The sequence below is a fragment of the Paenirhizobium selenitireducens ATCC BAA-1503 genome (genome assembly GCF_900492185.1).
In the GTDB taxonomy this organism is placed as follows: Bacteria; Pseudomonadota; Alphaproteobacteria; order Rhizobiales; family Rhizobiaceae; genus Allorhizobium; species Allorhizobium selenitireducens_A.
The window spans coordinates 84,319-109,962 of the sequence record NZ_UEYP01000005.1 but is presented as its reverse complement, the minus strand read 5'-3'; the positions used below and the strand labels follow the sequence as shown (position 1 = coordinate 109,962).

Genomic DNA, 25,644 nt, shown 5'->3' with positions numbered 1-25,644 from the left:
GCGGCTTTCATTGTCCTTCTCGCGGCTTGGCTCAGAAGCTCTGGCCGATGCCGGCATAGATGCCGTACTTGCTTCCGCCGTCGTAAGGGTCGAGCGGCATGGCAACGTCGAGGCGCAGCGGCCCGAATGGGGTCAAGTAACGCAGGCCGATGCCGGCTCCCATGCGGATATCGGAGAAATCAGGGTAATTCGCGGCAGTCACCGAACCGATGTCGAGGAAGGGAACGATGCCGATCGTTTCGGTGACGTTGACCCGCGCCTCGAACGAACCGAGCGCATAGGCCCGTCCGCCTGTCGCATCGCCTGACGCGTCGAGCGGCGAGATTTCCTGATAGGCGTAGCCGCGCACCGATCCGCCGCCACCGGCGAAAAAGCGCCGTGTTGCCGGAATGGCTTCAAGATCGCCCGCGCCGACCAGCATGCCGGCGGAGAGCTTTGCCGCCAGCACCACCCTGTCCTCCACTCCAAGACTGTAATAGCCGGAAAGCGAGCCTTCGAAGCTGGAGAAAAAGGTCTCGCCGAGGATCTCGTAGCTCGGAATGGCGCTCAAGGTGGCGTTGAAGCCTTCCGTCGGGTTGAGCTTGTTGTCGCGGGTGTCGCGGCTATAGCCGAGCGGCAGGCCGAAGGTCAGGTAGGTATTGTTGCCGAAGGCGTCGTCGATGTCGTCGTAGCCGAGCGAGACGCCGGCCGTCACCTTGTCGTAGTCGGTGATCTCGTAGGCCAGCGCCACCTTGCCGAGGACAGAGGCTGCGTCATAGGATTCGGTCGTCAGCGTCGTCCCCTTGATGCCCGCCTCGAGCGTTGCCGAGGGGAAGAAGGCGCCGGGTTTGATGAAGGTGATGCCCGCGCTGTAATCGAGGTCCTCGACGCCGCTCCAGTCGCCCAGCCCGCCGACCTTGCCTTCGAGCCTGAGCGATTCCGCCTGGCCGAACAGGTTGCGATGGCCCCAATAGCCCTCGACGCCCAGTCCGTCGATCGATGAGAAGCTGGCGCCGACGCCGAAATAGCGGTGCTTGCCCTCGGCCACGACGATGCCGAGCGGCAGCGAACCATCGGCGGCAAGCCCATCCGCCTCGTTGATCGTCACGCTGGAAAAGGTGCCGAGTGCCCGCAGCCGCTCCGCCGCCTTCTTCAACTGTTCCGGCGAGTAGGCCTGACCCTGGCGCAGCCGCGAATAGCGGGCGATGAATTCCGGATCGACCTTTCGCGCACCCTTGACGGTGACCTCGCCGAGCGGCGCGACCGGGCCGGCCTCCACCGCGAGCACGACGTCGACCGTCTGCGTCTCATGGTCGGCGACAACATCGCGGCGCGCGAGCACCGCCAGCGGCCGCCCCTCGCCCTTCAGGTCTTCGACGATCTTTTCGCCGGCTTTCAGGATGATGAGCGAGCCGGCCGGACCGCCCGGCACCAGGTCGTAGACAGAGGGATCGAGGCCGGCGGCATCCCCCTGCAGCGTCACATTGCCGAGCGAAAACGCCGGGCCCGGATCGACCCGGACGACGACCAGAATGGGGCCGTTGCGAGCAAAGGCCGGAATGGGCGGCAGGGCGTCGATGTCCCGGCCGTCGATCGTGACACTGACCACGCCGCCATAGCGGGAATTCTCGTAGAGGGTAGCAATCAGCCTGTCGCGATCGTCGCGCGCCTTGATCACCAGCCCCAGGTCGCCGGAGACGGGGGCGTCTTCGCCGCGCAGGAGAAGCGAGGTGCGCTCCAGCGCCGCGGCGAGGTCCTTGTCGGCGCCGTCGGTATCGAGGGTGATGCTGTAGCGGACCGGATCGATGACGTCGTTGACCGCCTCGTCCTCGCCGAAGATGGTGATGCCGAAAATCTTGAAGGCGTAGGCTTCGCCGGCCAGCACGGGCGTAAACGCCAGGCTCAGTCCCAGCCCGAGTGCGGTGCCGGTCCTCCGAAACGCAAGACTCATGTTCGGTGATATCGGATTACTCGGCATGCACACATTTGCTCGTTGCGGTCAGTTCGCCACGCCCCCGCTTTCGAGAGCAAGCCGAGTTTACTCGCAAATTCGCTGAAAAGGATAATTATTTTCGAAAGGTGCACGCAAATGGAGGTCCCGGCGTAGCCGCCGGAACCTCGCTTTCATGCGTATTAGTAGCGACGCGGGCAATCGTCGATGTAGCGGCGGCCGTAGCGGTCGCGATAATAGCACTGGCCGGGCTGGTCGGCGACACTGCCGATCACGGCGCCCGATACGCCACCGATTGCCGCACCAACCGCCGCACCGCGCACGTCGCCGGTGATGGCGCCACCGATGATGGCACCCGATACGGCGCCGATGCCGGCGCCCTTCTCGGTCTGGGTGCAGCCTGCGACCGACAAGCCGATCAGAGCGAGCACGAGAACTTTCTTCATGATGTTTCTCCACTGTTTACGCGTCCGGCTGGGCCGGTACATGTCTTCTCCGCCTAGACGCCGTTGGGCGCTCTTTTTGGCGGTCGCGGCTTCAGAATAGCCGGCAATTCGCGAAAGTCCACGAAATAGAAAGTCGAATATGGGGCTCCACTACACCCTGTGCGTTGCGTCACAGTAAAAACCGAAATTATGCTGCGGCGCGGAATACAAAAATCCATCCAGTCGCAATCTGCCTGTTGATCGGCCGAAGAAAAAGACAAATGATAGCCCTCGTGTCCGGGAGAGACACGAGGAGGAACAATATGGCAAAAGTAACGCTGACGGTGAACGGCCGGTCGGTGAGCGGCGAGTGCGAGGATCGCACTCTGCTCGTCCATTTCATTCGCGAAAAACTTGGCCTCACCGGAACCCATATCGGTTGCGACACGACCCAGTGCGGTTCCTGCGTCATCCATATGGACGGCAAGTCGATCAAGAGCTGTTCCATCCTGGCGGTGCAGGCTTCGGGCTCGACCATCACCACAATCGAGGGCCTGGCGAGCAATGGCGAGCTGCATCCCGTCCAGGCGGCGTTCAAGGAGCATCACGGCCTGCAATGCGGCTTCTGCACGCCGGGCATGGTGATGACCGCGGTCGACATGATCGGCCGTCATGGCGGCAATCTCGACGAGGCGACGGTTCGCCACGAGCTGGAAGGCAATATCTGTCGTTGCACCGGTTACCACAACATCGTCAAGGCCGTGCTTTCCGCCAATGCCGAAATGCATGGCGGTCGCCAGGCAGCCGAATGAGGCGCTAACGAGGCAATAGGCAGTAGCCAATAGGCAGTAGGTCGCAGCAGCGGCCCATCTCGACCAACGGTTTCTACTGCAGACTGCCGACTGCCTACTGCCTACTGCCTAACATCCCCTATCTCTGGAGGAGAAGACTATGGGAGTTGAAGGAATTGGTGCGCGCGTGACGCGCAAGGAAGACAAGCGCTTCCTGACCGGCAAAGGCCGGTATACGGACGATATGGTCGTTCCGGGCATGAAATTCGCCTCTTTCGTGCGTTCGCCCTATGCGCATGCCAAGATCAAGGGCGTGGATGCGTCGGCCGCCAAGGCCATGCCGGGCGTAATCGACGTTTTGGACGGCAGGCAGCTCCTGGCTGACGGCATCGGCAACCTGATCTGTGGCTGGATGATCCATTCCAAGGACGGCACGCCGATGAAGATGGGTGCCTGGCGCCCGCTCGCCCACGAGACGGTGCGGTATGTCGGCGACGCCGTGGCCATCGTCGTGGCCGACACCTATGGCGAGGCCTGCGATGCAGCCGAAGCCGTGGTCGTCGACTATGAGGAGCTGCCGGTCGTCACCGAGGCCGTGACGGCGCTCGAGCCGGGAGCGCCGCAGCTTCATCCGGAAGCACCGGGCAATCTGATCTTCGACTGGGAAATCGGTGATGCCGCCGCCGCTGACCGGGCGATCGCTTCGGCCGCTCATGTGACCGAGATCGAGATCCATAACAACCGCCTCTCGCCCAATCCGATGGAACCGCGCGCCACGCTCGGCATCTACGACGCGGCCGAGGACCACTACACCTGCTACACGACCTCTCAGAACCCGCATGTCGCGCGGCTCGTCATGAGCGCCTTCTACAATGTCGCGCCGGAAAACAAGCTGCGGGTCATCGCGCCGGATGTCGGCGGCGGTTTCGGCTCGAAGATCTACATCTATCCCGAAGAGATCGTCTGTCTGTGGGCCTCGAAGAAGACCGGCGTTCCGGTCAAGTGGACGTCCGACCGCACCGAGGCCTTCCTCACCGACGCCCATGGCCGTGACCATGTCTCCAAGGTGAAGATGGCCTTCGACAAGGACAACAATGTCATCGGGCTGAAGGTCGACACGATCGCCAATCTCGGCGCCTACATGTCGCTGTTCTCCTCGTCGGTGCCGACCTATCTCTACGCCACGCTGCTGTCGGGGCAGTATGCGATCCCGGCCATCCACTGCAATGTCCGCACCGTCTACACCAACACGGTGCCGGTCGACGCCTATCGCGGCGCCGGTCGTCCGGAAGCCACCTACCTGCTCGAGCGCACCATGGAAACGGCGGCCCGCGAACTCGGGGTCTCTCCGGCCGAACTGCGTCGGCAGAATTTCATCCGCACCTTCCCCTACCAGACGCCGGTCATCATGAACTACGACGCCGGCAATTACGAAGCCTCGCTTGAGGCGGCGATGGGGGCTGCCGACTGGAACGGCTTCCCCGCCCGCCGGGCGGAATCGGAACGCCGCGGCATGAAGCGTGGCATCGGCATGAGCTGCTATATCGAGGCCTGCGGCATCGCGCCGTCGGCTGCGGTCGGTTCGCTGGGGGCTGGCGTCGGCTTGTGGGAATCGGCCGAGGTGCGGGTCAATGCGGTCGGAACGGTCGAAGTTCTGACGGGTTCGCACAGCCACGGCCAGGGCCATGAGACGACCTTTGCCCAGCTGGTCTGCGAGCGGCTCGGCGTGCCGATCGAGAATGTCTCCATCGTCCACGGCGACACCGACAAGGTGCAGATGGGCATGGGCACCTATGGTTCCCGCTCGGGCGCCGTCGGCATGTCGGCGATCGTCAAGGCGCTCGACAAAGTCGAAGCCAAGGCGAAGAAGATCGCCGCGCACCTGATGGAGGCGGACGAGAGCGACATCGTTATTGAGAATGGCGAACTCAAGGTTGCCGGTACCGACAAGTCCCTGCCTTGGTTCCAGGTGGCGCTTGCAGCCTATACCGCCCACAACCTGCCGGGCGGCATGGAGCCGGGCCTGAAGGAGGGCGCCTTCTACGATCCGTCCAACTTCACCTTCCCGGCCGGCTGCTACATTGCCGAGGTCGAGGTCGATCCGGAAACCGGCAAGACCACGATCGTCCAGTTCGTCGCCGCCGACGACTTCGGCAATATCATCAATCCGATGATCGTCGAGGGCCAGGTCCACGGCGGCATCGCCCAAGGGGTGGGCCAGGCGCTGCTGGAAGGTGTGCGCTATGACCCGACCACCGGGCAGCTGCTGACCGCCAGCTACATGGACTATGCCATGCCGCGCGCCGACGACCTGCCGTCATTCAGCCTGTCGCACCAGAACACTCCGTGCCCGGGCAATCCGCTGGGCATCAAGGGCTGCGGCGAAGCCGGCGCCATCGGTTCACCGCCGGCGCTGATCAACGCCATCACCGATGCCATCGGCACCAACAACCTCAACATGCCTGCGACCCCGCTTGCCGTCTGGTCGGCATTGCAGGCGGCAGAGTAAAGGGAGGACGAAGCATGTTTCTTTATTCGACCAGCTATCATCGCGCCTCCACCGTCGAGCAAGCCGGAAGCCTGCTTTCGGGCGCTGCCGACGGCAAGTTCGTGGCGGGCGGCCAGACCTTGGTCGCCGCCCTCAAGCAGCGTCTCGCGCAGCCATCCGATCTCATTGATCTCAGGCACATTCCCGCGCTCAAGGGCATTTCCGTCGACGGCCACATGGTGACGATCGGTGCGGGCGTGACCCATGCCGAGGTTGCAGGCTCCGGGCTGATCCGTTCCATTTGCCCGGCCGTCTGCCATCTCGCCTCGTTGATCGGCGATCCGCATGTCCGTCATCTCGGAACGATCGGCGGTTCGATCGCCAACAACGATCCGGCTGCCGACTATCCGGCCGCCATGCTCGGGCTCGGTGCGACCATCGTCACCGATCGCCGGCAGATCACAGCCGACGACTTCTTCGTCGGCCTGTTCGAGACGGCGTTGCAGGAGAACGAGATCATCACGGCGGTCAAGTTCAATGCCCCGGAGCGGGCCGGCTATGCCAAGTTTGCCAATCCGGCATCGCGGTTCGCCATGACCGGTGTGTTCGTCTCCAAGGGACCGGCCGGCGTACGCGTCGCGGTGACGGGGGCCGGCTCCAGCGGGGTGTTCCGTCATGAGGGTCTGGAGGCGGCGCTCGCCGGCAATTGGTCGGCCGATGCACTGACAGGCGTGGCCATCGATCCGACCGATCTGATGTCGGATCTGCACAGCACCGCCGAATACCGCGCCAATCTGGTGAAAGTGATGGCGAGGCGGGCCGTCTCCGCGTCCTGAGGAAAGCGGAGAATCGCCATGCGGGAGAAGGGCGGCTGCGGCCGTCCTTTTTTCCCGTAGCTTGACGCAGATCAAGTTTGCTTTCGGCCCGATCGGCTAGCAAATGGCTGGAAGAATTCCAAGATTGCGCCATTTGTCGCAGTTTAGAATGAATTTACAGTACCGGGGTTGACCGAACGCGCGTTGGATCTCAAAAAGGGCTGAACAGACTGGAGTTGGGAAATGGATTTCGAGGCGTTTTTCAAGGGCGAACTGGAAGGTCTTCACGAAGAGGGCCGTTACCGGGTTTTCGCCGATCTTGAGCGACAGAGGGGCAGTTTCCCCCGCGCCACGCGCTATACCGAAAACGGCACCCAGGATGTTACCGTCTGGTGTTCCAACGACTATCTCGGCATGGGCCAGAATCCCGGCGTGATCGACGCGATGAAGAATGCCATCGACCACTGTGGAGCGGGTGCCGGTGGCACCCGGAACATCTCTGGGACCAACCACTACCACGTCCTTCTCGAGCGAGAACTCGCTGATCTGCACGGCAAGGAATCGGCGCTGATCTTCACCTCCGGCTATGTGTCCAACTGGGCGGCCCTCGGCACGCTCGGCCAGAAGATCCCCGGCCTGATCATCTTCTCCGACGCGCTCAACCATGCCTCGATGATCGAGGGCATCCGCTATTCCAAGTGCGAACGGGTCATCTGGAAGCACAACGACGTCAAGGACCTCGAAGCCAAGCTTAAGGCCGCCGATCCCAAGGCGCCGAAGCTGATCGCCTTCGAATCGGTGTATTCGATGGACGGCGATATCGCGCCGATCAAGGAGATCTGCGATCTTGCCGACAAGTACGGCGCGATGACCTATCTCGACGAAGTGCATGCTGTGGGCATGTATGGCGCCCATGGCGGCGGCATTGCCGAGCGCGAGGGCCTGATGGATCGGCTGACGGTCATCGAGGGCACGCTGGGCAAGGCGTTCGGCGTGATGGGCGGCTATATCACCGGCTCGACCGCACTTTGCGACTTCATCCGTTCGTTCTCTTCGGGTTTCATCTTCACCACGGCCCTGCCGCCGGCGCTGGCCGCCGGTGCGGTCGCCTCGATCCGCCACCTCAAGACCAGCCAGATCGAGCGTTTCGCCCATCAGGAGCGGGTGCGCCGCCTGCGCTCGATGCTGGACGCCCGCGGCATTCCGCATATGCCGAACCCGAGCCATATCGTTCCGGTCATGGTCGGCGATGCTGCCAAGTGCAAGTGGATCTCCGACCTGTTGCTCGACAACTATGGCATCTACGTTCAGCCGATCAATTATCCGACCGTTCCGAAGAAGACCGAGCGCTTGCGCATTACGCCGACGCCGCTTCATTCGGATGGCGACCTGGAACACCTGGTCAGCGCGCTGCACCAGCTCTGGTCGCGTTGCGCGCTTGCCCGCGCCGTCGCCTGAGGCGAAGGGCACACCCGTCTTTGACGATCTGAAGGAACCGCCTGCTGGTCAGGCGGTTTTTTCGTCCGCCGCGATGATCTCGCCGGCGACCTGGCGCGCCTCGGCATCGGCGGCAAACACCTCGGCAATCGTACTCGCCGCTCCGCAATCGATCAGGCGCTCCATTACCGCCTCGACGATGTCCGCCATGTCGAGGAAACCGATCCTCTCCTCGACGAAGGCGTTGAAGGCGGTTTCCTCAGCGGCGTTCATGACTGCCGCTTGCAGGCCGCCGCGGGTGAGCGCCGTGCGCGCAAGCCGGAGTGCGGGGAAGCGGGTCTCGTCGGGCGCCTCGAAATCAAGGCGCGACAGCTTGGTGAAGTCGAGCCGGTCGACATTGAGAGCCGGTCGTTTCGGATAGGTCAGCGCATAGCCGATCGCCGTGCGCATGTCGGGTGCGCCGAGTTGGGCGATCACCGATCCGTCGCTATAGCCGACCATCGAGTGCACGATCGATTGCGGATGGACCACGACCTCGATCTGCTCGGGCGCAACGTCGAACAGGTGCTTGGCCTCGACCATTTCCAGCGCCTTGTTGAACATCGAGGCGCTGCCGACGGAGATTTTAAGGCCCATCGACCAGTTGGGGTGCGTTCTGGCCGTCGCGGCGGTGACGCCGGCCATCTGCTCGCGGGTGAAGGTGCGAAACGGCCCCCCCGAAGCGGTGAGAATGATCCGCTCCAGCGCCGGGCGCTGGCTGTTGTCGAGGCACTGGAAGATCGCGCTGTGTTCGCTGTCGACCGGGATCAGCCGTCCGCCACCAGCCTTGACCGCCTCGACGAAGAGCTGGCCCGCCGAGACCAGGCATTCCTTGTTGGCGAGCGCGATATCGGCGCCGCGGGCGGCGGCAGTCAGCGTCGGTCCAAGACCGGCGGTGCCGACGATCGCTGCCATCACCCAGTCGGCGTCAAGGCTTGCCGCTTCCTCCAGACCCGAGCGCCCGGCTGCCACATCGACGCCGCTCCCGGCCAGCGCATCCTTCAGCGTCATGTACTGGCTCTCGTCGGCCGTGACGGCCAGTTTGGCGCCTATGGTGCGCGCCTGCTCGGCGAGAAGCTCGATATTGCCGTTGCCGGTCAATGCGCCGATTTCGAAGGCTTCGCGGCCGCCGAGCTGGTTGACCACGTCCAGCGTATTGACGCCGATCGAACCGGTCGATCCGAGGATCGTCAGTCGGCGCGGCTGTGGCTTTTCGAGGGTCATTCGGGTTGTCCGGAAGATTGCTTCAATCGCAGATGCGTCTACAAGGGATTGCTGAATGCGGCAAGCTTCGTATCCTGCGGCCTGTCGCCCAGAGTCACGCATGTCCGGAGGTTTTTGATGCAGGGTATGGTCGGGAGTCTGCGGCGCTATGGCCAGCCGTTGCTGGCGCTCGTCGCGCTGGCGACGCTGGCCATGGGCGGCATCGCCTTTTTCACCGGGCAGACGGAATGGGCGTCCGGCCTGTGGTCTGTCGGCACGGCGCTCGTGCTCCTGGCGCTCTTGGTCGAGATCGTCCTGTCCCTCATGCAGGGCCATTTCGGCCTCGATGTCATCGCCGGGCTCTCCATGGGCGCGGCACTTGCCTTCGGCGAGCCGCTGGCCGGCAATATCGTCGCCCTGATGTATGCGGGCGGGCAACAGCTCGAAAACTTCGCCGAGGGCCGGGCCCGACGGGAAATGACGGCGCTGCTCGGGCGCACCGCACGCACCGCCATGCGCTATGCGCGCGAAGGTCTGGAGGAGGTGCCGATCGAGGCGCTTGCTCCCGGAGAGCGCATTCTGGTCCGCCGCGGCGAAGTCGTGCCGGTTGATGGGCGCCTACTCGCAGCGCGGGCCGATATCGACATGTCCGCATTGACGGGCGAAGCCATGCCGGCGCGCTTCTTTTCCCGTGACGACATGCCGAGTGGTGGCACGTCGATCGGCGCGGCCTTCGATCTCGAGGTCGTGCGCGCGGCCGCAGACAGTACCTATGCCGGGATCGTCCGGCTGGTCGAGCAGGCGCAGCAAAGCAAGGCACCGATGGTGCGGCTGGCGGATCGCTATGCCCTGTGGTTCCTCGCCCTGACCGTGGTGATTGCCGGGGCGGCCTGGTGGGCGACCGGCGATCCCTTGCGGGCGCTCGCCGTGCTCGTGGTCGCGACGCCCTGTCCGTTGATCCTGGCCGTGCCCGTGGCGATCATCTCCGGCATGTCGCGCGCCGCCTCTTTCGGCGTTCTGGTCAAGAGCGGTGGGGCATTGGAGAGGCTGGCCCGCGTGCGCATCGCCGTGCTCGACAAGACCGGCACCATGACCAGCGGGAAGGCCGGTGTGGTCGAGATTCGCACCGCCGACGAGATCGACCCGGAAGAACTGCTTCGGCTTGCCGCTTCGCTCGATCAGGCCTCCAACCATGTCAGCGCCGAGGCGCTGGTGCAGTCGGCGCGGCAACGCGGCATGGCGCTCTCCATGCCTGCCGATATTGTCGAAACGCCGGGCTCCGGCCTCGAAGGCCGGATCGGCGACCTGTCGGTGGTGGTCGGCGGAAGCGACTTCGTGCGGGGAAAGTGCCGGTCAGGCAATCCTTATGCCCTGGGCCGGGATCTGCCGCCGGGAACGGCGGTCGTTGCGGTCGGCCTGGACGGCGACGTCGCGGGGATCATCCTGCTGTCGGACCGGATCCGCGACGACGCAAGCGAGGCGATTTCCGCCTTCCGCGCCGCCGGCGTGACCCGTTTCGTTCTCGCTTCCGGCGATCATGCCGATGCGGTCGAGGCCGCCGGCGCGCTTCTCGGCGTGGACGAGGCTCGTGGCGACCTGCTGCCGCCGGAGAAGGTGGAGATGGTGATCGCCGAGCGCCGCAACGGTCCGGTCATGATGATCGGCGACGGGGTCAACGACGCCCCGGCGCTGGCTGCGGCCGATGTCGGCGTCGCCATGGGGGCGCGGGGGGCGGCTGCCTCTTCGGAATCGGCCGACGTCGTGCTCCTGGTCGATCACCTGGGCCGGCTGCCCGTCGCCTTGCGGATCGCCCAGCGGACGCGGCTTATCGCCCTGCAGAGCGTCGTGGTCGGCCTGAGCCTTTCGCTGCTGGCCATGATTGCCGCCGCGTTCGGCTATCTTCCTCCCGTCCAGGGCGCGCTGCTCCAGGAGTTGATCGATGTCGCGGTCATCCTCAATGCCCTGCGTGCGCTCAGCGTTCCGGCAAGCCCACACCCGGCACCGCTGAGGTGAGGCTGGAAACCTGAGGTTGTTTGCGGATTCGGCCGCTTCGGGGGGAACAAACCGGTGGGGAGTCGTGTTGGGAGGGTGTGAATTCCCTTTCCCAACCAGGAGACACCCCCATGGCACAGAAGACTCTCGACGACCTTTTTTATGAGACGCTCAAGGACATCTACTATGCCGAGCGCAAGATCCTCAAAACTCTGCCGAAGATGGCGCGTGGCGCCCAGGACCCGAAGCTGAAGGCCGCTTTCGAGAAGCACAAGGAAGAGACCGAAGGCCAGATCGAGCGCCTGCAGCAGGTGTTCGAGATCATCGGCAAGCGTCCGCGCGCCAAGACCTGCCCCGCCATCGACGGCATCATCGAGGAGGGCGAGGAGATCATGGAGGATTTCAAGGGCGCTCCGGCACTCGACGCTGGCCTTCTGGCTGCCGCTCAGGCGGTCGAACACTATGAGATCAGCCGCTACGGCACGCTCAGCGCCTGGGCCAAGCAGCTCGGCCTGAAGGATGCGGCCAAGTTGCTCGACGAGACGCTGGCCGAGGAGTCCAAGACTGACGACGCGCTTTCCAAGCTTGCCGAAACGGCCGTCAACGTGGCTGCCGGCGAAAAGAAGGCGGCCTGACCGCAGTATTGTTCGCGGGCTGGGCGACTGCCGGGTCCGGGAACTGCTTCATACGATGCGGTGAGGAAATCTCGCCGCGTCGTCTTTGGAGGGAGCGTGGCGCAGGCAGGTTCTCGCGCCAACCTAGCTCGAGATTGGACCGCAATCGGCGAACCGCGGCGCGGTTTCGCGCGAAACACCATCGCTCTTTCGGCCAAGGCGCGTCACTGTCGTCGCATTGTGGCTCAATAGACAGCAATGCGGGCTATCGCAGGGACCATGTACATGCAGGATTCCGTTCACCTCGACCATGCCGTCCAGATTGCCGCCGACGCTCATCAGGGGCAGCTCGACAAGCTGGGTCGCCCGTATTTCGAACACTGCCAGCGGGTCGCAGCCTCGATGGTCGACGAGCAAGCCAGGACCGTGGCTTATCTGCACGATGTCGTCGAGAAGGGGCGCAACTGGACGCTCGACCGCCTTAAGGAAGAGGGGTTTGCGCCGTCCATTGTCGCAGCCGTGGACGCACTCACGCGGCGACCGATGGAGGAAGACGAAGCGCTCGTGCGTCGTGCCGGAGCCAACCCGTTGGCCCGCCGGGTCAAGCAGGCCGATCTGGAAGACAACCTCTGGCAGGCTGAGATGGCGGGCCGGGAAAAGGGCAAATATCAGCGCGGCCTCGAGATCCTCAACGGTACCGCCAACCCTTGAACCGGGCGGTGATGGCTTCTACCGACGTTGCCCTTTGCCGCATTTTACTGAATTTCTTAAGCGTTGAGCAAGTTGGACGATCTAGCCTTGTAAGTGGGGCGAAGGAGATCGAGGCATGACCACGCGGCTGAAGGCGCTCATCTTTGCGATCAACATCTCCATCCTTCTGTGGGGCGCCGTGATCGGCTCGGTCCTCTGGCTCTTCTCGGATGCCGAGGTCTTCGATCGCCGAACCACCGCCAGCATTTCCGACCACCCCTGAACACGCGTTTTGCTTGTGACCGAGATTTCGCCGCGAGCGCCAATCGGCTATTCGCTCCCTAGACAAAGGCGCCCGTGGTCGGATCGTAACGCTTGCCCCCGGCGAGCAAGGCGAGTTCGACCAGGTCTTCCTCATCGTGAATGCCGTTCTCGTACAGATAGACCACGAATGCCGTCGCATTCTCGACGCGGCCGGCGTCGGATGAAATGGACGCCTTTCGATTGATCTGCCGGATCGCCCGCTCGACGGGATCCGCCTTCTTTGCCGAGGACTCGGGGAACGTGAATGCCATGGCTCCCTCCCGTGTTGGCGACCCGGACTGCACCCGGGCCGACATTCCTTGAAGGATCATCGGCATTTCGAGGCTGAATTCAACCCTTCAATGGCAGGGGTTGGATGGCCAATCTATGCCATCCGCACTCCCGTCAATGAACGTAACAAGGACGTATGCGGAGCCCTCATGATCCCCGGCCATCCGGTGCGATTAGACCTTCTCGACCTTTGTCAAAAGGGCCTTGCTTCCTCCAAATCCGAGATCAGCCAAATAGCGATGGTAAGCCTTTGCTGTTTCGGTCTTTATTTGCGGGGCCGCCATGGGAAGCGTTTCGTCATTGATCTCCGTATAGGAAGAAACGAAAAAATAGCGCGGCGACAGCATGTGTTCTCCGCAATGCAGCATTGCCGAGTTCGTGATCAGCACGTCGCCAGGATCAGTCGCGACCCAGACAATATGCCTGTCAATTTCATCGACTTTGGCAAAATTCTTCGTTTCCCTCAGCTTGGTCAGCTCTGACCGATGGGTGTCAAACCATTCAATGGGTTGCTTGAGACCGATACGCTTGCTTTGTTCGGCGAACTTTTTCTCGTTATGCGAGAACGGAATAACACCGAGCATGCCCCCCTGCATGTTTTCAGCGGCACAATAGTGCAAAACGCGGACAATTCTCTTTTGCGGATCACTGACGTGATACGCAGATCCGGCTTTCTCGCAAAGTTGCCGATAGTCGCGATGCAGGCCACGCGCGCTGTAATGTGCCGCAACCGAGCTGCCGAATTCTGTCGCGTTGGGGCCGAGGATTTTCTGAACGGCTTCCCGGACGGATTTGTTGGCGGCATAAGGCCAGAAGCGCTTGTCATTCAAGACCGGAGCCCCCCCGGTGAAGCCCTTGCTCGTCCCCTTGAATACCTCACGAAAATCCAGTGGCTTGAGCTTCGAAAACTCCACGCAGAGCTTGTGCAGAGCTTCACTTTCCTTCGGCGAATAAACACCGCGCACCTTGACGAGGCCAAACTTGTCAAACAGGCTTGCGATCTCTTCGGGGGGCGTCGATGCGTCCGCGACGCCGAAGGTGGGAATAAACCCAAAGGGATTGATGCCGCGCGACAGCTCATCAAAGTAATTTCCAATGCGTCGGCTTGCCCTAGCCGAGGGAACTACATCCTGACGCCCTGCGATCTCTTCCGCATTAGTCAATGCCACAGGCTTTCCTCCTAAAGTTTTCTTGATAAGTGAAGTCAGAGCCACAGACTTTCCTCCCGGGGAGTTCACAATCCATGGTAGCCTAAAGCTGGTCACGTGAATGCGTCAAGCCCTGTTGCCAAATGGAAGCAGCAGGTGCCGTCCCCTCTTATCAGAAGGTACAAGATCAGCTTGGATACATTGGTGATCCCGGCGCGATTCGAACGCGCGACCCCCAGATTAGGAATCTGGTGCTCTATCCTGCTGAGCTACGGGACCACTGGTTGAACTCCATACAAAAGCCCGGCCGTGAAGCCAAGCGTTTTTGCAGGTGGAGCGGGGTGTGGCTCGCTTGCGTCCTGCCGGGCCGATCCGCGGCGTGGATCGGCTAACAAGCGCGCCGGAAAGCGGCTTCCTCAGTCCGTCAGGCGCTGCTCGGCCAGCCGGACCCAGTAGGAAATGCCGTAGGGCAGGACCTCGTCGTTGAAATCATAGGCCGGATTGTGGAGGCCGGGTGTATTGCCATGGCCGACCATGATGTAGGCGCCGGGGCGTGCCTGCAGCATGAAGGCGAAGTCCTCGCCGGCCATGGAGGGATCGACCTCGGTGTCGACCTGGTCCCTGCCGACGATGTCGATCGCGGCACGTGCCGCATGTTCCGTTTCGGCCACATGATTGACCGTCACCGGACAGGCCCGCTCATAGACCACTTCGGCTTCGGCGCCGTTGGCGCTCGCAATGCCGCGGGCGATGTCGCGGATGCGCGCCTCCGCCAGATCGCGCACGGCCTCGTCGAGCGAGCGCACGGTGCCGGCAAGCGAGGCCTCCTCCGGGATGATGTTGTGGGTCGTACCGGCGTTGAACCGGGTGACGGAGACGACCACGGAGCGCAGCGGATTGGCGTTGCGCGAGGCGATGAGCTGCAGGTTCGTGACGATCTGTGCGCCGATGGCGATCGGATCGATCGCCTTGTGCGGTTCGGCGGCGTGGCCGCCGCGGCCCTTGACGGTGATGAAGAACTTGTCGGGCGCGGCCATGATGCCGCCCTTGCGGATCGAGAAGGTGCCGACCGGTTGGCCCGGCATGTTGTGCATGCCATAGACTTCCTCGATGGCGAAACGCTCCATCAGTCCGTCCTGGACCATGGCCAGCGCACCGGCGCCGCCTTCTTCCGCCGGCTGGAAGATCACCACGACGCGGCCGTTGAAATTGCGCGTCTCGGCGAGATGCCGGGCGGCGCCAAGCAGCATGGCGGTGTGCCCGTCATGACCGCAGGCGTGCATGCGGCCTGGCACTTGAGAGGTCCAGGGCTTGCCGCTGATTTCGTCGAGCGGCAGCGCGTCCATGTCGGCCCGCAGGCCGATGGCACGCGTACTGGTCCCGCGCCCCTTGATCACGCCGACGACGCCGGTGCGGCCAATTCCGGTCACGATTTCGTCAACGCCGAATTCCGCGAGCTTGGCGGCGACGAAGGCCGCAGTGTTCTCGACATCGTAGAGCAACTCGGGATTGGCATGGAGATGGCGGCGCCATTCGCTGACCTCCGCCTGAAGCTCGGCGGCGCGGTTCAATATCGGCATGTTGCTGTCCTGCTCGTCTATTTCTGCTATGTCGTGCGGTCGGCGCCGAATGTGCGCCTTGAGATTGACGTATTCAATGGCTCTTGCCATTGCTTTCCGTCATAGGTCAATTATCTCGCCTTTGCGAGACAGATCCGCGTCGAAGAGGTTTCACCGTGCCGTCGAACACTTCCAGCATGCCGCCCAAGATGCGCCGAACCCGTCGTCTTACGGCGCTGGTCTTCGCCTTCGTCGCGAGCCTGCCGAGCCTGACCCTCGCCAATCCGCAGATCGTGGTCGATGTCCAAAGCGGCCAGGTGATCGCCCACGAGGAAGCCTTCCGGAAATGGTATCCCGCGTCGCTGACCAAGCTGATGACCGCCTATACCACTTTCAAGGCGATCCGCGCCGGTGAACTGTCGCTTTCGAGCGTCGTGGTGATGAGCGAGAAGGCAGCGGCCCAGCCGGCGAGCAAGATGTACTACGCGCCGGGCGCGCAGATGACGCTCGACAGCGCGCTGAAGCTCCTGATCGTCAAGTCCGCCAATGATGTCGCGGTGGCGATTGCCGAGCGTGTCGGCGGCTCGCTCGACAATTTCATCGCACGGATGAACGCCGACGCCCAGGCGCTCGGCATGACCTCGTCGCGCTTCGTCAATCCGAACGGCCTGCCGGGCAAGGGTCAGTATACGACGGCGCGCGATCTTGCCGTCCTGGCGGTCACCTTGCGGCGCGAGTTTCCCGAATATGCCGGCTATTTCGCCCTGGAAGGCGTAAACACCGGCAAGAAGGAATATCCGAACTACAATCTGCTGATCGGCCGCTTCGACGGGGCCGATGGCATGAAGACCGGCTATATCTGCGCCTCAGGCTTCAACCAGGTGTCGTCCGCCACCCGCAACGGCCGGACCGTAGTGTCGGTCGTGCTCGGTGCCGACAGTCTCGGCGCCAGGGCCGACATGTCGGCCGATCTACTGCAGAAGGCTCTCACCTCGCCGCGAGGGGCGGGCCAGCACCTCGGCAGCCTGGCGCCCTATGGGGCCGGCCGCGACACGGTCACCGACATCAGCGCCGAGATCTGCAATCCGCAGGCCCGCAAGGTGCGCAGCGAAGGCCGCGACGAGGCGGGCCGGATGAAACTGCTGTCTCCCTACATCCACGAAATGGGCCGGCCGCCGCGCAGCGTCTTCGCCGGCCTGATTCCGGGAAGCGAGCCTCAGCCGAAAAAGCAGAACGGCGCGGCCGGCGTGATCGCCAATGTGCCGATCCCGAAGCCCCGTCCGACGTTCTGATCTCGGAGCAGGTCATGTCCGATAACAACGGCCGCATCCCCGTGTCGATCATCACCGGGTTTCTCGGGGCGGGGAAGTCGACGCTTCTCAACCGCATCCTCAAGGACAAGGCAATGAAGGATGCGGCGGTGATCATCAACGAGTTCGGCGAGGTGGGTATCGACCACATGCTGGTCGATGCATCGAATGATTCGATCGTCGAACTGGCCGATGGTTGCCTGTGCTGCACGGTGCGCGGCGAACTGGTCGACACCCTCGCCGAGCTGTTGGACGGCATGCAGACGGGGAAGCTGAAGCCGCTGTCTCGCGTCGTGATCGAGACCACCGGCCTTGCCGATCCGGCACCCGTCATGCAGTCGGTCATCGGCCATCCGGCACTCTCCCAGTCCTTCGATCTGGACGGCGTCATCACCGTTGTCGACACGGTACACGGCCTCTTGACGCTCGACACCTATCCGGAAGCCGTGCGCCAGGTGGCGGTCGCCGACCGGCTGATCCTCAGCAAGACCAAGCTTGCCGATCCTGCGACCGCGACTGCGCTGCTTGCCAGGCTTCACGCGCTCAATCCGCGGGCAATCGTCACCGACGGCGACACTCCGGAGGCGGGCAGTGCGGCGGTGCTTGCCAATGGTCTCTATGACCCGACGAGCAAGATCCCCGATGTCGATCGTTGGCTGAAGGACGAGGCGCGCGCCGATCATGACCATCATCATCATGGGCATGGCGATGATCGCCACCACCATGCGGAGGGGGAGCATTGCGCGATCTGTGGTCACGAGGGGCGTGATCACGAGCATCACGCCCAGCATCCTCATGATGTAAACCGGCACGACGAGCGGATCCGGTCCTATTCCATCGTTCACGACCAGCCGATCGACCCGATGGCGCTGGAGATGTTCATCGACATCCTGCGCTCCAACCAGGGCGAAAAGCTGCTGCGGATGAAGGCTGTGGTGGCGCTGACCGATCGCCCCGACCGGCCGATGGTTCTGCATGGCGTGCAGTCGATCTTCCATCCGCCCGTGCGGCTGGCCGCCTGGCCGGACCCCAAGGATCGGCGCACCCGCCTCGTACTCATCACCCGCGACCTCGAGGAAAGCTATGTGCGCGAGCTTTTCGATGCCTTTACCGGACGGCCGCAGGTCGACAGGCCCGATCGTGCGGCGCTCGAGGACAATCCGCTGGCCATTCCCGGCATGAAGATCTGATCGCAAACGGGCGGTTCAGCCCTTGCGAATGCGAAAACGGTGACCGTTTTCCAGCTTCACGGTCTCGACCAGCGCATGGCCGTCCTGCGAGCAGAAATGCGGGACGTCGATCACCGCAAGCGGATCGGTCGTCTCGATGCAGAGTTCGTCGCCGCGCTGCATGTCCGCCAGCCGGCGACGGGTTTTCAAAACCGGCAAGGGGCATTTCAGCCCCTTCAGGTCGTAGAGGGTAGCGTCGCTCATTGCGACTGCCAGAACTTCCAGAAGGGCTTCTTCTTCGTTTCCGCCGTCTCTACCGGGGCCGGTGCGGCCAGCGGATTCGGCTGAGGGACGGGCACCGCCACGGTCTGGCCGGCGGGAGAGGCGGGCGCAGGTGCGGCGGTCGCCGGTGCGGCTGCCGCTGTGGATTGGGGGGACGTGGCCTGGGTGGCCGCAGGCGGGACCTGTGCGGCGGCGCTTTCCGGGGCCTGCGGGGCGCCCGCCGGCTGCACCGCCAGCCGCTCGATCGCTGCCGTCGCGCTCGCCACCGGCCTGGACTGGTTTGCCGCGTCCTCGATCTTCAGCAGCTTGCCCGCTTTCAGCGCCGAGCCGGTCGGGGCATAGGCCAGATCATGGCCCTTGCGCTGGTTGGCCACCAGCGCCTTGCGTTCGGCCTCGGTCGGATCATACCAGATCTTGCCGTCATACTTCTTCAGCGCCTTGGCATAATCCTTGGAATAGGTGGCATTGTAGGAGGCGAGTGCCGCCTGAAGGGCCGGCGGGGTCGACATCGGCGGGCAGGCGGCGGTCGGGCTCAAGGTTTTGCCGTCCGCAGCCTGCTGGTTAAAGACGTACTTCTTGTCGCAGATGGCGACTTCCGGCGGCCGTTTGGTCACCTCGAAATTGTCGTAGCCGACTTTCAGCATTTCCCAGAAGGGGTAATGCTGGCTATGGCGATGGCGCGCCATGTTCTCGGCGGTCATGCGGAAGGGGAAGGCCTGCAACTGGATGGTCTGCTGGCCACCCTTGAAGGCGTCGCGGGCAAAGGCGTAGATCTCGAGGATCTGCGCATCCGTCATCGAATAGCAGCCGGACGACGAGCAGGCGCCGTGGATCATCAGGTTCGTGCCGTTGCGGCCGTTGGACTGATCGTAGCGGTTGGGAAAGCCGGTATTGATCGCCAGATAATACTTCGAATTCGGGTTCAGGTGGTGCGGCGAAAGCGGATAGAAGCCTTCCGGCGCCTGCCGGTCGCCCTCTTTCATCTTCGGGCCGAGGCGCCCGGACCAGGCGCAGATCTCGTATTCCTTGATCTTGTCGAAGCGCCCGTTGGTCTTTGCCTTCCAGATCTCCAGCACGCCCTCTTCCTTGAGGATGCGAATGGCGATCGGCGAGTTTCGGTCCATGCCCTTGGCCTTCATCTCGGCCAGGATCTTCGAGGGCAGCGGATGTTCGACCTTGTTCGACACCGAGGCCGGGTCGAAGCTGTCCAGCGTGTCATTGCACCCGGCAAGGGCGGCGACAAAGGTCAGGGCAAGAGCGGTCGATTTCCAGCGCATTGCGAAAGGCTCATCTCGAACAGGACAGAAAGGCTTTCGTCAGAAAGCGGACCTTGTCAGTTTATGATCACAAACTTCACAAATCATAAACCAAGGGTGCGTTTCAAACCGAACTCAAACGCGCCTTAGCCTGCGAAAACAGCAGCATTGTGACCTGAAGGCCGCACCGTTCAAAGATTGCGGCCGATGTTGAGGAACTTCTGCCGCCGCTCGGTGCGGAGTTGGTCGCCCGGCTTGGGGGTCAGCTCGGCAAGCGCGGAGGAGATGACGTCGCCGGCTGCCCTGATCACCATTTGCGGGTCGCGATGCGCGCCGCCGACCGGTTCGGGGATGATGCCGTCGATGACGCCGAGGCCCTTCAGGTCCTCGGCCGTGATCTTCATGTTGGTCGCCGCTTCCTTGGCGCGCGTCGAATCGCGCCACAGGATGGAGGCAGCGCCTTCCGGCGAGATGACCGAATAGATGGCATGTTCCAGCATGTAGACGCGGTTGCCTGTGGCAATGGCGATCGCTCCGCCCGAGCCACCCTCGCCGATCACCACGGAGACCATGGGAACCTTGAGGCCAAGGCACATCTCGGTCGAGCGGGCGATGGCCTCGGCCTGGCCGCGCTCTTCCGCGCCGATGCCCGGATAGGCGCCGGCGGTGTCGACCAGGGTGATGACCGGCAGGCCGAAGCGGTCGGCCATTTCCATCACGCGGATCGCCTTGCGATAGCCTTCGGGACGAGGGCTGCCGAAATTGTGCTTCAGGCGCGACTTGGTATCGTTGCCCTTCTCCTGTCCGATCACGGCGACCGGCTGACCGCGGAAGCGGGCGAGGCCAGCCTGGATCGCGGCGTCTTCGGCAAACTTGCGGTCGCCGGCAAGCGGCGTGAATTCGGTGAACAGCTCGGCGGCATAATCGACGAAATGCGGGCGCTGCGGATGTCGGGCGACCTGCGTCTTCTGCCAGGCGTTGAGCTTGGAGTAGATTTCTTCCATCGCCTCGCGGGTGCGGGCTTCCAGTCGGCCGATCTCCTCGGACGTGTCGATGCTCTCATCCTCTTCCGCGAGCTTTTTCAGCTCGTGGATCTTCGCTTCCAGGTCTGAGATGGGCTTTTCGAAGTCGAGATAATTATGCATGAAATCGGGTTCCGATCGTTTTGCCCTATGCCGTTCGGGCGCTTGGCACCGGTGTCGAGGGCTCTAATCAAGGTTTTTGGCCTTTTTTGCAAGAGGGTGATGCGTCTGCACCAGCTCCCTCAGGCGTTCGTCCAGCACATGCGTATAGATTTGTGTCGTTGAAATGTCGCTGTGGCCCAGCAGTTCCTGGACCACGCGCAAGTCCGCGCCGTTGGCCAGAAGGTGGCTGGCGAAGGCATGCCGCAGCACGTGCGGCGAGACGCTCGCGGCCGGCAGGCCCGCCCGGACTGCCAGATCCTTGAGGTCGCGGGCGAAAACCTGGCGCGGCAGGTGGCCTTCCTTGCTGGCGGCGGGAAACAGATAAGGACTGTCCTCACGCTCGCCGCGCTCTGCCGCCATCCTGGCGCCATAGCGGGAAAGGGCGGCGATCGCGGCCTTCGACAGCGGCACCAGCCGCTCCTTGTTGCCCTTGCCGCGCACCACGAGGAAGCGGCCTTCCTGGGTCAGCACCTTGGCCGGCAGGGCGACGAGTTCGCTCACCCGCATGCCGGTGGCATAGAGCAGCTCGATCAGGGCAAGCAGGCGCAGGCGGGCAAACTGGCCGGGTCCCGGCAGGCTGGCCTCCTCCTCGGCGAGCGAAAGCAGCTTGCCGACATCGTCGATGCTCAAGAATTTCGGCAGCGGACGCGCCTTTTTCGGCGAGTCGAGGATCGCGGTCGGGTCGTCGCCGCGCAGCCCCTCGGCATAGAGGAACTTGTAGAACTGCCGCATGGTGGAGAGCCGCCGCGCCTGCGAGGTCGGCTGAAACCCGCGTTTGGCGAGGTCGCCGAGATAGGCGGACAGGTCTTTGCTCTCGGCGGAGCCGAGGCTTACCTTGCGTCCGTTGAGGAAAGAGAAAAGGTCATCGAGGTCGCGCTGGTAGGACGAAAGCGTGTTGGCGGCCGCGCCGCGCTCCGCGCTCATCATTTCCAGGAAGGCCTCGACCCGGGCCTGGCTGAGGTCGGCCAAGGCTATCTCCCGGGTTCCTGGTCCACAGCCTGTTCCGGCGGATTGAGACGCTCGGAGGGAATTCGCACCGTGACGTCGCGCTCGCGCGGCTCGACGAAGACGACGAGCGACCACATCGCCAGGTAGATCATCCCGGCGATCGTGGCGCAGAAGAAGAGAAAGCGAAAGAGCGTCGGCATCGTTGGGTCCCGAGGGCTGCGAACGGCGCCTTATCTGGGCGCGCGCCGGAGGCTTTGCAAGGCAGTGTGCCATCGCATTCATTCCAGCGTATGGCTTGACGCTCGCCGCTCATTTGTCAATACCGTTGGGAAACGGATGCGAACAGGTCAATGAACGAAACCACATATCCCGTTGCCCCGACATTGGGCGAACGCGCGCGGGCCGCGCTGGGGCGGCGCAATCTGGTTTTCGTCGGCTTGATGGGCGCCGGCAAGTCGGCGATCGGCCGCATGACCGCCACCCAGCTCGGCCTGCCCTTCATCGACACCGACAACGAGATCGAGCGGGTCTCGCGCATGACGATCAGCGAACTCTTCGCGGCCTACGGCGAGGAGGAGTTCCGGGCGCTCGAGACCAGGGTCATCAAGCGGCTGCTGAGGACAGGCCCCCGGGTGATCTCCACGGGTGGCGGTGCCTTCATCAACGAGAAGACCCGCAAACAGATCGAGCGCGGCGGTATTTCGCTGTGGCTGAAGGCCGATCTCGACGTGCTGTGGGAGCGCGTCAACAAGCGCGATCACCGGCCGCTCTTGAAGACCGAGAACCCCAAGCAGACACTCGAAAACCTGATGAACCAGCGCTACCCGATCTATGCGCTCGCCGACATGACGATCCAGTCGCGCGACGAGCGCAAGGAGACGATCGTCAGGGAAGTGCTGGAAGCCATTCTCGACTACACCGGTAAAGGCAGCAGACATGAGCAAGATTGAAAGCGAAGAACGGCTGGTCCATGTGCCGCTCGGCGAGCGCGCCTACGATATCCTGATCGGCCCGGGCCTGATCGGTCGCGCCGGTGGCGAGATCTCGACGCGCATCAAGTGTCGCAAGGCGGCAATCATCACCGATGACAATGTCGGCGCGATCTACCTCGACCCGCTGATGGACAGCCTGCAGACCGACGGCATCGAAGCGGTGTCGCTGTCGCTGCCGCCGGGCGAGAAGACCAAGAGCTTCGACTATCTGACCAAGGTCTGCGACGTCCTGCTCGAAGCCCGCATCGAGCGCAATGACGCGGTGATCGCCCTCGGCGGCGGGGTCATCGGGGACCTGACCGGCTTTGCCGCCGGCATCGTGCGGCGCGGCGTGCGCTTCGTCCAGATCCCGACCTCGCTCCTTTCCCAGGTCGACAGTTCGGTCGGCGGCAAGACCGGTATCAACACCCGTCACGGCAAGAACCTCGTCGGCGTCTTCAACCAGCCTGACCTGGTGTTGGCCGACACGGATGTTCTCAACACGCTGAGCGAACGCGAATTCCGCGCCGGTTATGCCGAAGTTGTCAAATATGGCCTGATCGACAAACCGGATTTCTTTGCCTGGCTCGAGCGCAACTGGCGCGACGTCTTTGCCGGCGGGCCTGCGCGCATCGAGGCGATCGCCACCAGCTGTCAGGCCAAGGCGGACGTGGTGGTGGCCGACGAGCGCGAGAACGGACGCCGGGCGCTGCTCAATCTCGGCCACACCTTCGGCCATGCGCTGGAGGCGGCGACAGAGTATGACAGCAGCCGCCTGGTGCACGGCGAAGGCGTCTCGATCGGCATAGCGCTTGCTCATCGCTTCTCCAACCGCCTCAACCTTCTCGGCGTCGAGGACGTCGCCCGCGTCGAGGCACATCTGAAGGCGGTCGGCCTGCCGACCTCCATGGACGAGATCCCCGGAGAACTGCCGTCGACCGAGTTCCTGATGGAGGCGATCGGCCAGGACAAGAAGGTCAAGGGCGGCAAGCTCACCTTCATTCTCACGCGCGGCATCGGTCAGTCCTTCGTCGCCGACGACGTGCCTGCCTCTGAGGTCTTTGCCTTCCTGGAGGAAATGCGCGGAGTATGACCATGGACACCCTGTTTTCAGCGCTCGGTGAATACTGGACCCTGATCCTGGTGATCTTCGCGCTGATCGCCGCGTCCGCCTTTTTTTCCGGCTCCGAGACGGCCCTGACGGCGGCTTCGCGCGCAAGAATGCACAGCCTGTCCAATCAGGGCGATAAGCGCGCCGGCCTGGTCAGTCTGCTGATCGAGCGGCGCGACCGGCTGATCGGTGCGCTGCTGATCGGTAACAATCTCGTCAACATCCTCGCCTCGTCGCTGACCACCAGCCTGTTCCTGGGTCTGTTCGGCGATTCGGGCGTGGCGATCGCCACCCTGGTGATGACCGTCGTTCTCGTCATCTTTTCGGAAGTGCTGCCGAAGAGCTGGGCCATTTCCTCACCCGACCGCTTCGCCCTGACCGTGGCGCCGTTCGTTCGCGTCTTCGTCCTTGTCGTCGGTCCGCTGTCGAGCCTGGTCAATTTCATCGTCCGCGGCCTGCTCGCCATCTTCGGCCTGTCGCTATCGAAGGAGGCGCCGATGCTGTCGGCGCACGAGGAGTTGCGCGGCGCCGTCGATCTGCTCCATCGCGAGGGGTCCGTGGTCAAGGCGGATCGCGACCGTCTCGGCGGCGTTCTCGATCTGGGCGAGCTCGAGGTCTCCGACATCATGATCCACCGTACCGCCATGCGCGGCGTCAATGCCGACGATCCGCCGGAAGCGGCGGTGCGTGCCGTGCTGGAAAGCCCCTATACCCGCATGCCGCTCTGGCGCGGTTCGACCGACAACATCATCGGCGTGGTCCATGCCAAGGATCTTCTGCGGGCGCTTGCCGAACCCAATGTCGAGTCCAACAATCTGGAAATCGTCAAGATCGCCCAGAAGCCGTGGTTCGTGCCGGACACGACCAATCTCAAGGACCAGCTCGCCGCCTTCCTGCGCCGCAAGGTGCATTTCGCCGTCGTTGTCGACGAGTATGGCGAGGTGCAGGGGATCGTGACGCTCGAGGACATCATCGAGGAGATCGTCGGTGACATTTCCGACGAACACGACCTCGAGATTCAGGGCGTGCGGCAGGAGGCCGATGGTTCGATCGTGGTGGATGGAACGGTGCCCATCCGCGACCTCAATCGCGCGCTCGACTGGAACCTGCCCGACGAGGAGGCGACGACGATCGCGGGTCTCGTCATCCACGAGTCGAAATCCATTCCCGAAGAGCGCCAGGCCTTCACCTTCTACGGCAAGCGCTTCATCGTCATGAAGCGGGAAAAGAACCGCATCACCAAGCTGCGCATACGGCCTGCGGAAGAAGCGGACAAGCAGACTTAAGTAATTTGTCTCGACGCGGGGCGATGGCCGAGTGCTACCGCCCGGTTTTTCGCCTGGCGGGGAGGGCTACCAGCGCGTTTCCTCGCCCGGCGCCGCCGGCTCGATCGCCAGCGCATGCAGGCCCTCGTCGAGTTCGGGCTGCAAAAGCTCGGTAATCGCCCGGTGCCGCGCCAGGCGGGTCATGCCGGCGAAGGCCTGGGCGACGATCCGCACCCGCATATGGGTGCCCTCGACACCGGCAAAGCCCGGCTGGTGTCCGGCGTGCTGGGCGCTTTCATCGATGACGGAAAGGCGTTCGGGCGAAAAGGCCTCGCGCAGTTTCGCCTCAATTCTGGTGCTGAGAGACATGACATTCCTCGCGCTGCGCCGCCCCGGGCAAAGCCTCACAAAGCCCAGAACAAT

At 63.3% G+C, this 25,644-nt stretch carries 25 protein-coding genes and 1 tRNA gene; 13 read left to right on the top strand and 13 right to left on the bottom strand.

What is annotated here, in order from left to right:
* Positions 1-31 precede the first annotated feature (31 nt).
* Together RHIZ70P_RS10890 and RHIZ70P_RS10885 are read right to left on the bottom strand one after the other, a co-directional pair.
* Positions 32-1,957 carry an autotransporter assembly complex protein TamA gene (locus tag RHIZ70P_RS10890; protein WP_419178288.1) on the bottom strand — a complete coding sequence of 642 codons (1,926 nt, stop codon included), beginning with the start codon at positions 1,955-1,957 and terminating at the stop codon, positions 32-34.
* 155 nt (positions 1,958-2,112) lie between these two features.
* Complete coding sequence (locus RHIZ70P_RS10885; protein ID WP_115670331.1) at positions 2,113-2,376, bottom strand: YMGG-like glycine zipper-containing protein; 264 nt, start codon at positions 2,374-2,376, stop codon at positions 2,113-2,115.
* 302 nt (positions 2,377-2,678) lie between these two features.
* Between RHIZ70P_RS10885 and RHIZ70P_RS10880 the strand changes: the two genes are divergently transcribed.
* The 4 genes from RHIZ70P_RS10880 to hemA all read left to right on the top strand — a co-directional run bounded on the left by RHIZ70P_RS10880 (position 2,679) and on the right by hemA (position 7,907).
* Positions 2,679-3,167, top strand: a complete 489-nt coding sequence (locus RHIZ70P_RS10880) for a (2Fe-2S)-binding protein (protein ID WP_115670330.1) — start codon at positions 2,679-2,681, stop codon at positions 3,165-3,167.
* A 139-nt stretch (positions 3,168-3,306) separates the two neighbouring features.
* Positions 3,307-5,655 carry a xanthine dehydrogenase family protein molybdopterin-binding subunit gene (locus RHIZ70P_RS10875; RefSeq protein ID WP_115670329.1) on the top strand — a complete coding sequence of 783 codons (2,349 nt, stop codon included), beginning with the start codon at positions 3,307-3,309 and terminating at the stop codon, positions 5,653-5,655.
* Between the two features lie 14 nt (positions 5,656-5,669).
* Positions 5,670-6,470: an FAD binding domain-containing protein gene (locus RHIZ70P_RS10870; RefSeq protein ID WP_115670328.1), complete on the top strand. Its 801-nt coding sequence runs from the start codon at positions 5,670-5,672 to the stop codon at positions 6,468-6,470.
* A 222-nt stretch (positions 6,471-6,692) separates the two neighbouring features.
* Positions 6,693-7,907, top strand: coding sequence for a 5-aminolevulinate synthase (gene hemA, locus RHIZ70P_RS10865; RefSeq protein ID WP_115670327.1), 1,215 nt, complete (start codon positions 6,693-6,695; stop codon positions 7,905-7,907).
* 48 nt (positions 7,908-7,955) lie between these two features.
* Here hemA and dxr read toward each other — a convergent pair whose 3' ends face one another.
* Positions 7,956-9,149 (bottom strand): 1-deoxy-D-xylulose-5-phosphate reductoisomerase, encoded by a 1,194-nt coding sequence (gene dxr, locus RHIZ70P_RS10860; RefSeq protein WP_115670326.1) that lies wholly within the window; start codon positions 9,147-9,149, stop codon positions 7,956-7,958.
* Positions 9,150-9,266: 117 nt separating this feature from the next.
* On the opposite strand from dxr, the gene RHIZ70P_RS10855 reads away from it, so the two are divergent.
* The 4 genes from RHIZ70P_RS10855 to RHIZ70P_RS22995 all read left to right on the top strand — a co-directional run bounded on the left by RHIZ70P_RS10855 (position 9,267) and on the right by RHIZ70P_RS22995 (position 12,707).
* Positions 9,267-11,141, top strand: coding sequence for a heavy metal translocating P-type ATPase (locus tag RHIZ70P_RS10855; protein ID WP_235842207.1), 1,875 nt, complete (start codon positions 9,267-9,269; stop codon positions 11,139-11,141).
* 110 nt (positions 11,142-11,251) lie between these two features.
* Positions 11,252-11,755 carry a ferritin-like domain-containing protein gene (locus RHIZ70P_RS10850; RefSeq protein WP_115670325.1) on the top strand — a complete coding sequence of 168 codons (504 nt, stop codon included), beginning with the start codon at positions 11,252-11,254 and terminating at the stop codon, positions 11,753-11,755.
* A 264-nt stretch (positions 11,756-12,019) separates the two neighbouring features.
* Positions 12,020-12,445 (top strand): HD domain-containing protein, encoded by a 426-nt coding sequence (locus RHIZ70P_RS10845; protein WP_115670324.1) that lies wholly within the window; start codon positions 12,020-12,022, stop codon positions 12,443-12,445.
* 115 nt (positions 12,446-12,560) lie between these two features.
* Positions 12,561-12,707, top strand: coding sequence for a hypothetical protein (locus RHIZ70P_RS22995; RefSeq protein ID WP_181903997.1), 147 nt, complete (start codon positions 12,561-12,563; stop codon positions 12,705-12,707).
* 58 nt (positions 12,708-12,765) lie between these two features.
* Here RHIZ70P_RS22995 and RHIZ70P_RS10840 read toward each other — a convergent pair whose 3' ends face one another.
* From RHIZ70P_RS10840 to RHIZ70P_RS10825, 4 genes are all read right to left on the bottom strand, one after another.
* Complete coding sequence (locus tag RHIZ70P_RS10840; RefSeq protein WP_115670323.1) at positions 12,766-12,999, bottom strand: hypothetical protein; 234 nt, start codon at positions 12,997-12,999, stop codon at positions 12,766-12,768.
* A 192-nt stretch (positions 13,000-13,191) separates the two neighbouring features.
* Positions 13,192-14,232, bottom strand: a complete 1,041-nt coding sequence (locus tag RHIZ70P_RS10835) for a hypothetical protein (RefSeq protein ID WP_147293989.1) — start codon at positions 14,230-14,232, stop codon at positions 13,192-13,194.
* 136 nt (positions 14,233-14,368) lie between these two features.
* Positions 14,369-14,445, bottom strand: a tRNA-Arg gene (locus RHIZ70P_RS10830).
* A gap of 137 nt (positions 14,446-14,582) precedes the next feature.
* Entirely contained in the window at positions 14,583-15,746 is a 1,164-nt protein-coding gene (locus tag RHIZ70P_RS10825) for a M20 aminoacylase family protein (protein ID WP_115670527.1), read from the bottom strand.
* Positions 15,747-15,934: 188 nt separating this feature from the next.
* On the opposite strand from RHIZ70P_RS10825, the gene RHIZ70P_RS10820 reads away from it, so the two are divergent.
* On the top strand, positions 15,935-17,017 hold the full coding sequence (locus RHIZ70P_RS10820; RefSeq protein ID WP_419178291.1) for a D-alanyl-D-alanine carboxypeptidase family protein: 1,083 nt from the start codon (positions 15,935-15,937) through the stop codon (positions 17,015-17,017).
* 14 nt (positions 17,018-17,031) lie between these two features.
* The gene (locus RHIZ70P_RS10815; protein ID WP_115670320.1) at positions 17,032-18,225 is read left to right on the top strand and encodes a CobW family GTP-binding protein; all 1,194 of its coding nucleotides are present in this window, start codon (positions 17,032-17,034) and stop codon (positions 18,223-18,225) included.
* A 15-nt stretch (positions 18,226-18,240) separates the two neighbouring features.
* Here RHIZ70P_RS10815 and RHIZ70P_RS10810 read toward each other — a convergent pair whose 3' ends face one another.
* From RHIZ70P_RS10810 to RHIZ70P_RS10790, 5 genes are all read right to left on the bottom strand, one after another.
* The gene (locus RHIZ70P_RS10810) at positions 18,241-18,468 is read right to left on the bottom strand and encodes a sulfurtransferase TusA family protein (RefSeq protein WP_115670319.1); all 228 of its coding nucleotides are present in this window, start codon (positions 18,466-18,468) and stop codon (positions 18,241-18,243) included.
* A complete protein-coding gene (locus RHIZ70P_RS10805; RefSeq protein ID WP_115670318.1) occupies positions 18,465-19,763 on the bottom strand; it encodes a L,D-transpeptidase family protein in 1,299 nt (432 codons plus the stop codon). The genes RHIZ70P_RS10810 and RHIZ70P_RS10805 overlap by 4 nt, the downstream gene beginning before the upstream one ends.
* Positions 19,764-19,933: 170 nt before the next feature.
* Complete coding sequence (locus tag RHIZ70P_RS10800) at positions 19,934-20,887, bottom strand: acetyl-CoA carboxylase carboxyltransferase subunit alpha (RefSeq protein ID WP_115670317.1); 954 nt, start codon at positions 20,885-20,887, stop codon at positions 19,934-19,936.
* 63 nt (positions 20,888-20,950) lie between these two features.
* A complete protein-coding gene (gene xerD / locus RHIZ70P_RS10795; RefSeq protein WP_115670316.1) occupies positions 20,951-21,895 on the bottom strand; it encodes a site-specific tyrosine recombinase XerD in 945 nt (314 codons plus the stop codon).
* Positions 21,896-21,897: 2 nt separating this feature from the next.
* Positions 21,898-22,074 (bottom strand): hypothetical protein, encoded by a 177-nt coding sequence (locus tag RHIZ70P_RS10790; protein ID WP_115670315.1) that lies wholly within the window; start codon positions 22,072-22,074, stop codon positions 21,898-21,900.
* A 150-nt stretch (positions 22,075-22,224) separates the two neighbouring features.
* Between RHIZ70P_RS10790 and RHIZ70P_RS10785 the strand changes: the two genes are divergently transcribed.
* The 3 genes from RHIZ70P_RS10785 to RHIZ70P_RS10775 are packed head-to-tail and all read left to right on the top strand — an operon-like array spanning position 22,225 to position 25,242.
* Entirely contained in the window at positions 22,225-22,824 is a 600-nt protein-coding gene (locus RHIZ70P_RS10785; RefSeq protein WP_115670314.1) for a shikimate kinase, read from the top strand.
* Positions 22,811-23,938 (top strand): 3-dehydroquinate synthase, encoded by a 1,128-nt coding sequence (gene aroB / locus RHIZ70P_RS10780; protein WP_115670313.1) that lies wholly within the window; start codon positions 22,811-22,813, stop codon positions 23,936-23,938. Before RHIZ70P_RS10785 ends, aroB begins: the two co-directional genes overlap by 14 nt.
* Entirely contained in the window at positions 23,935-25,242 is a 1,308-nt protein-coding gene (locus RHIZ70P_RS10775) for an HlyC/CorC family transporter (RefSeq protein WP_115670312.1), read from the top strand. The genes aroB and RHIZ70P_RS10775 overlap by 4 nt, the downstream gene beginning before the upstream one ends.
* Before the next feature lie 66 nt (positions 25,243-25,308).
* On the opposite strand, the gene RHIZ70P_RS10770 is transcribed toward RHIZ70P_RS10775, so the two are convergent.
* Positions 25,309-25,590, bottom strand: a complete 282-nt coding sequence (locus RHIZ70P_RS10770; protein WP_115670311.1) for a BolA family protein — start codon at positions 25,588-25,590, stop codon at positions 25,309-25,311.
* Positions 25,591-25,644 lie beyond the last annotated feature (54 nt).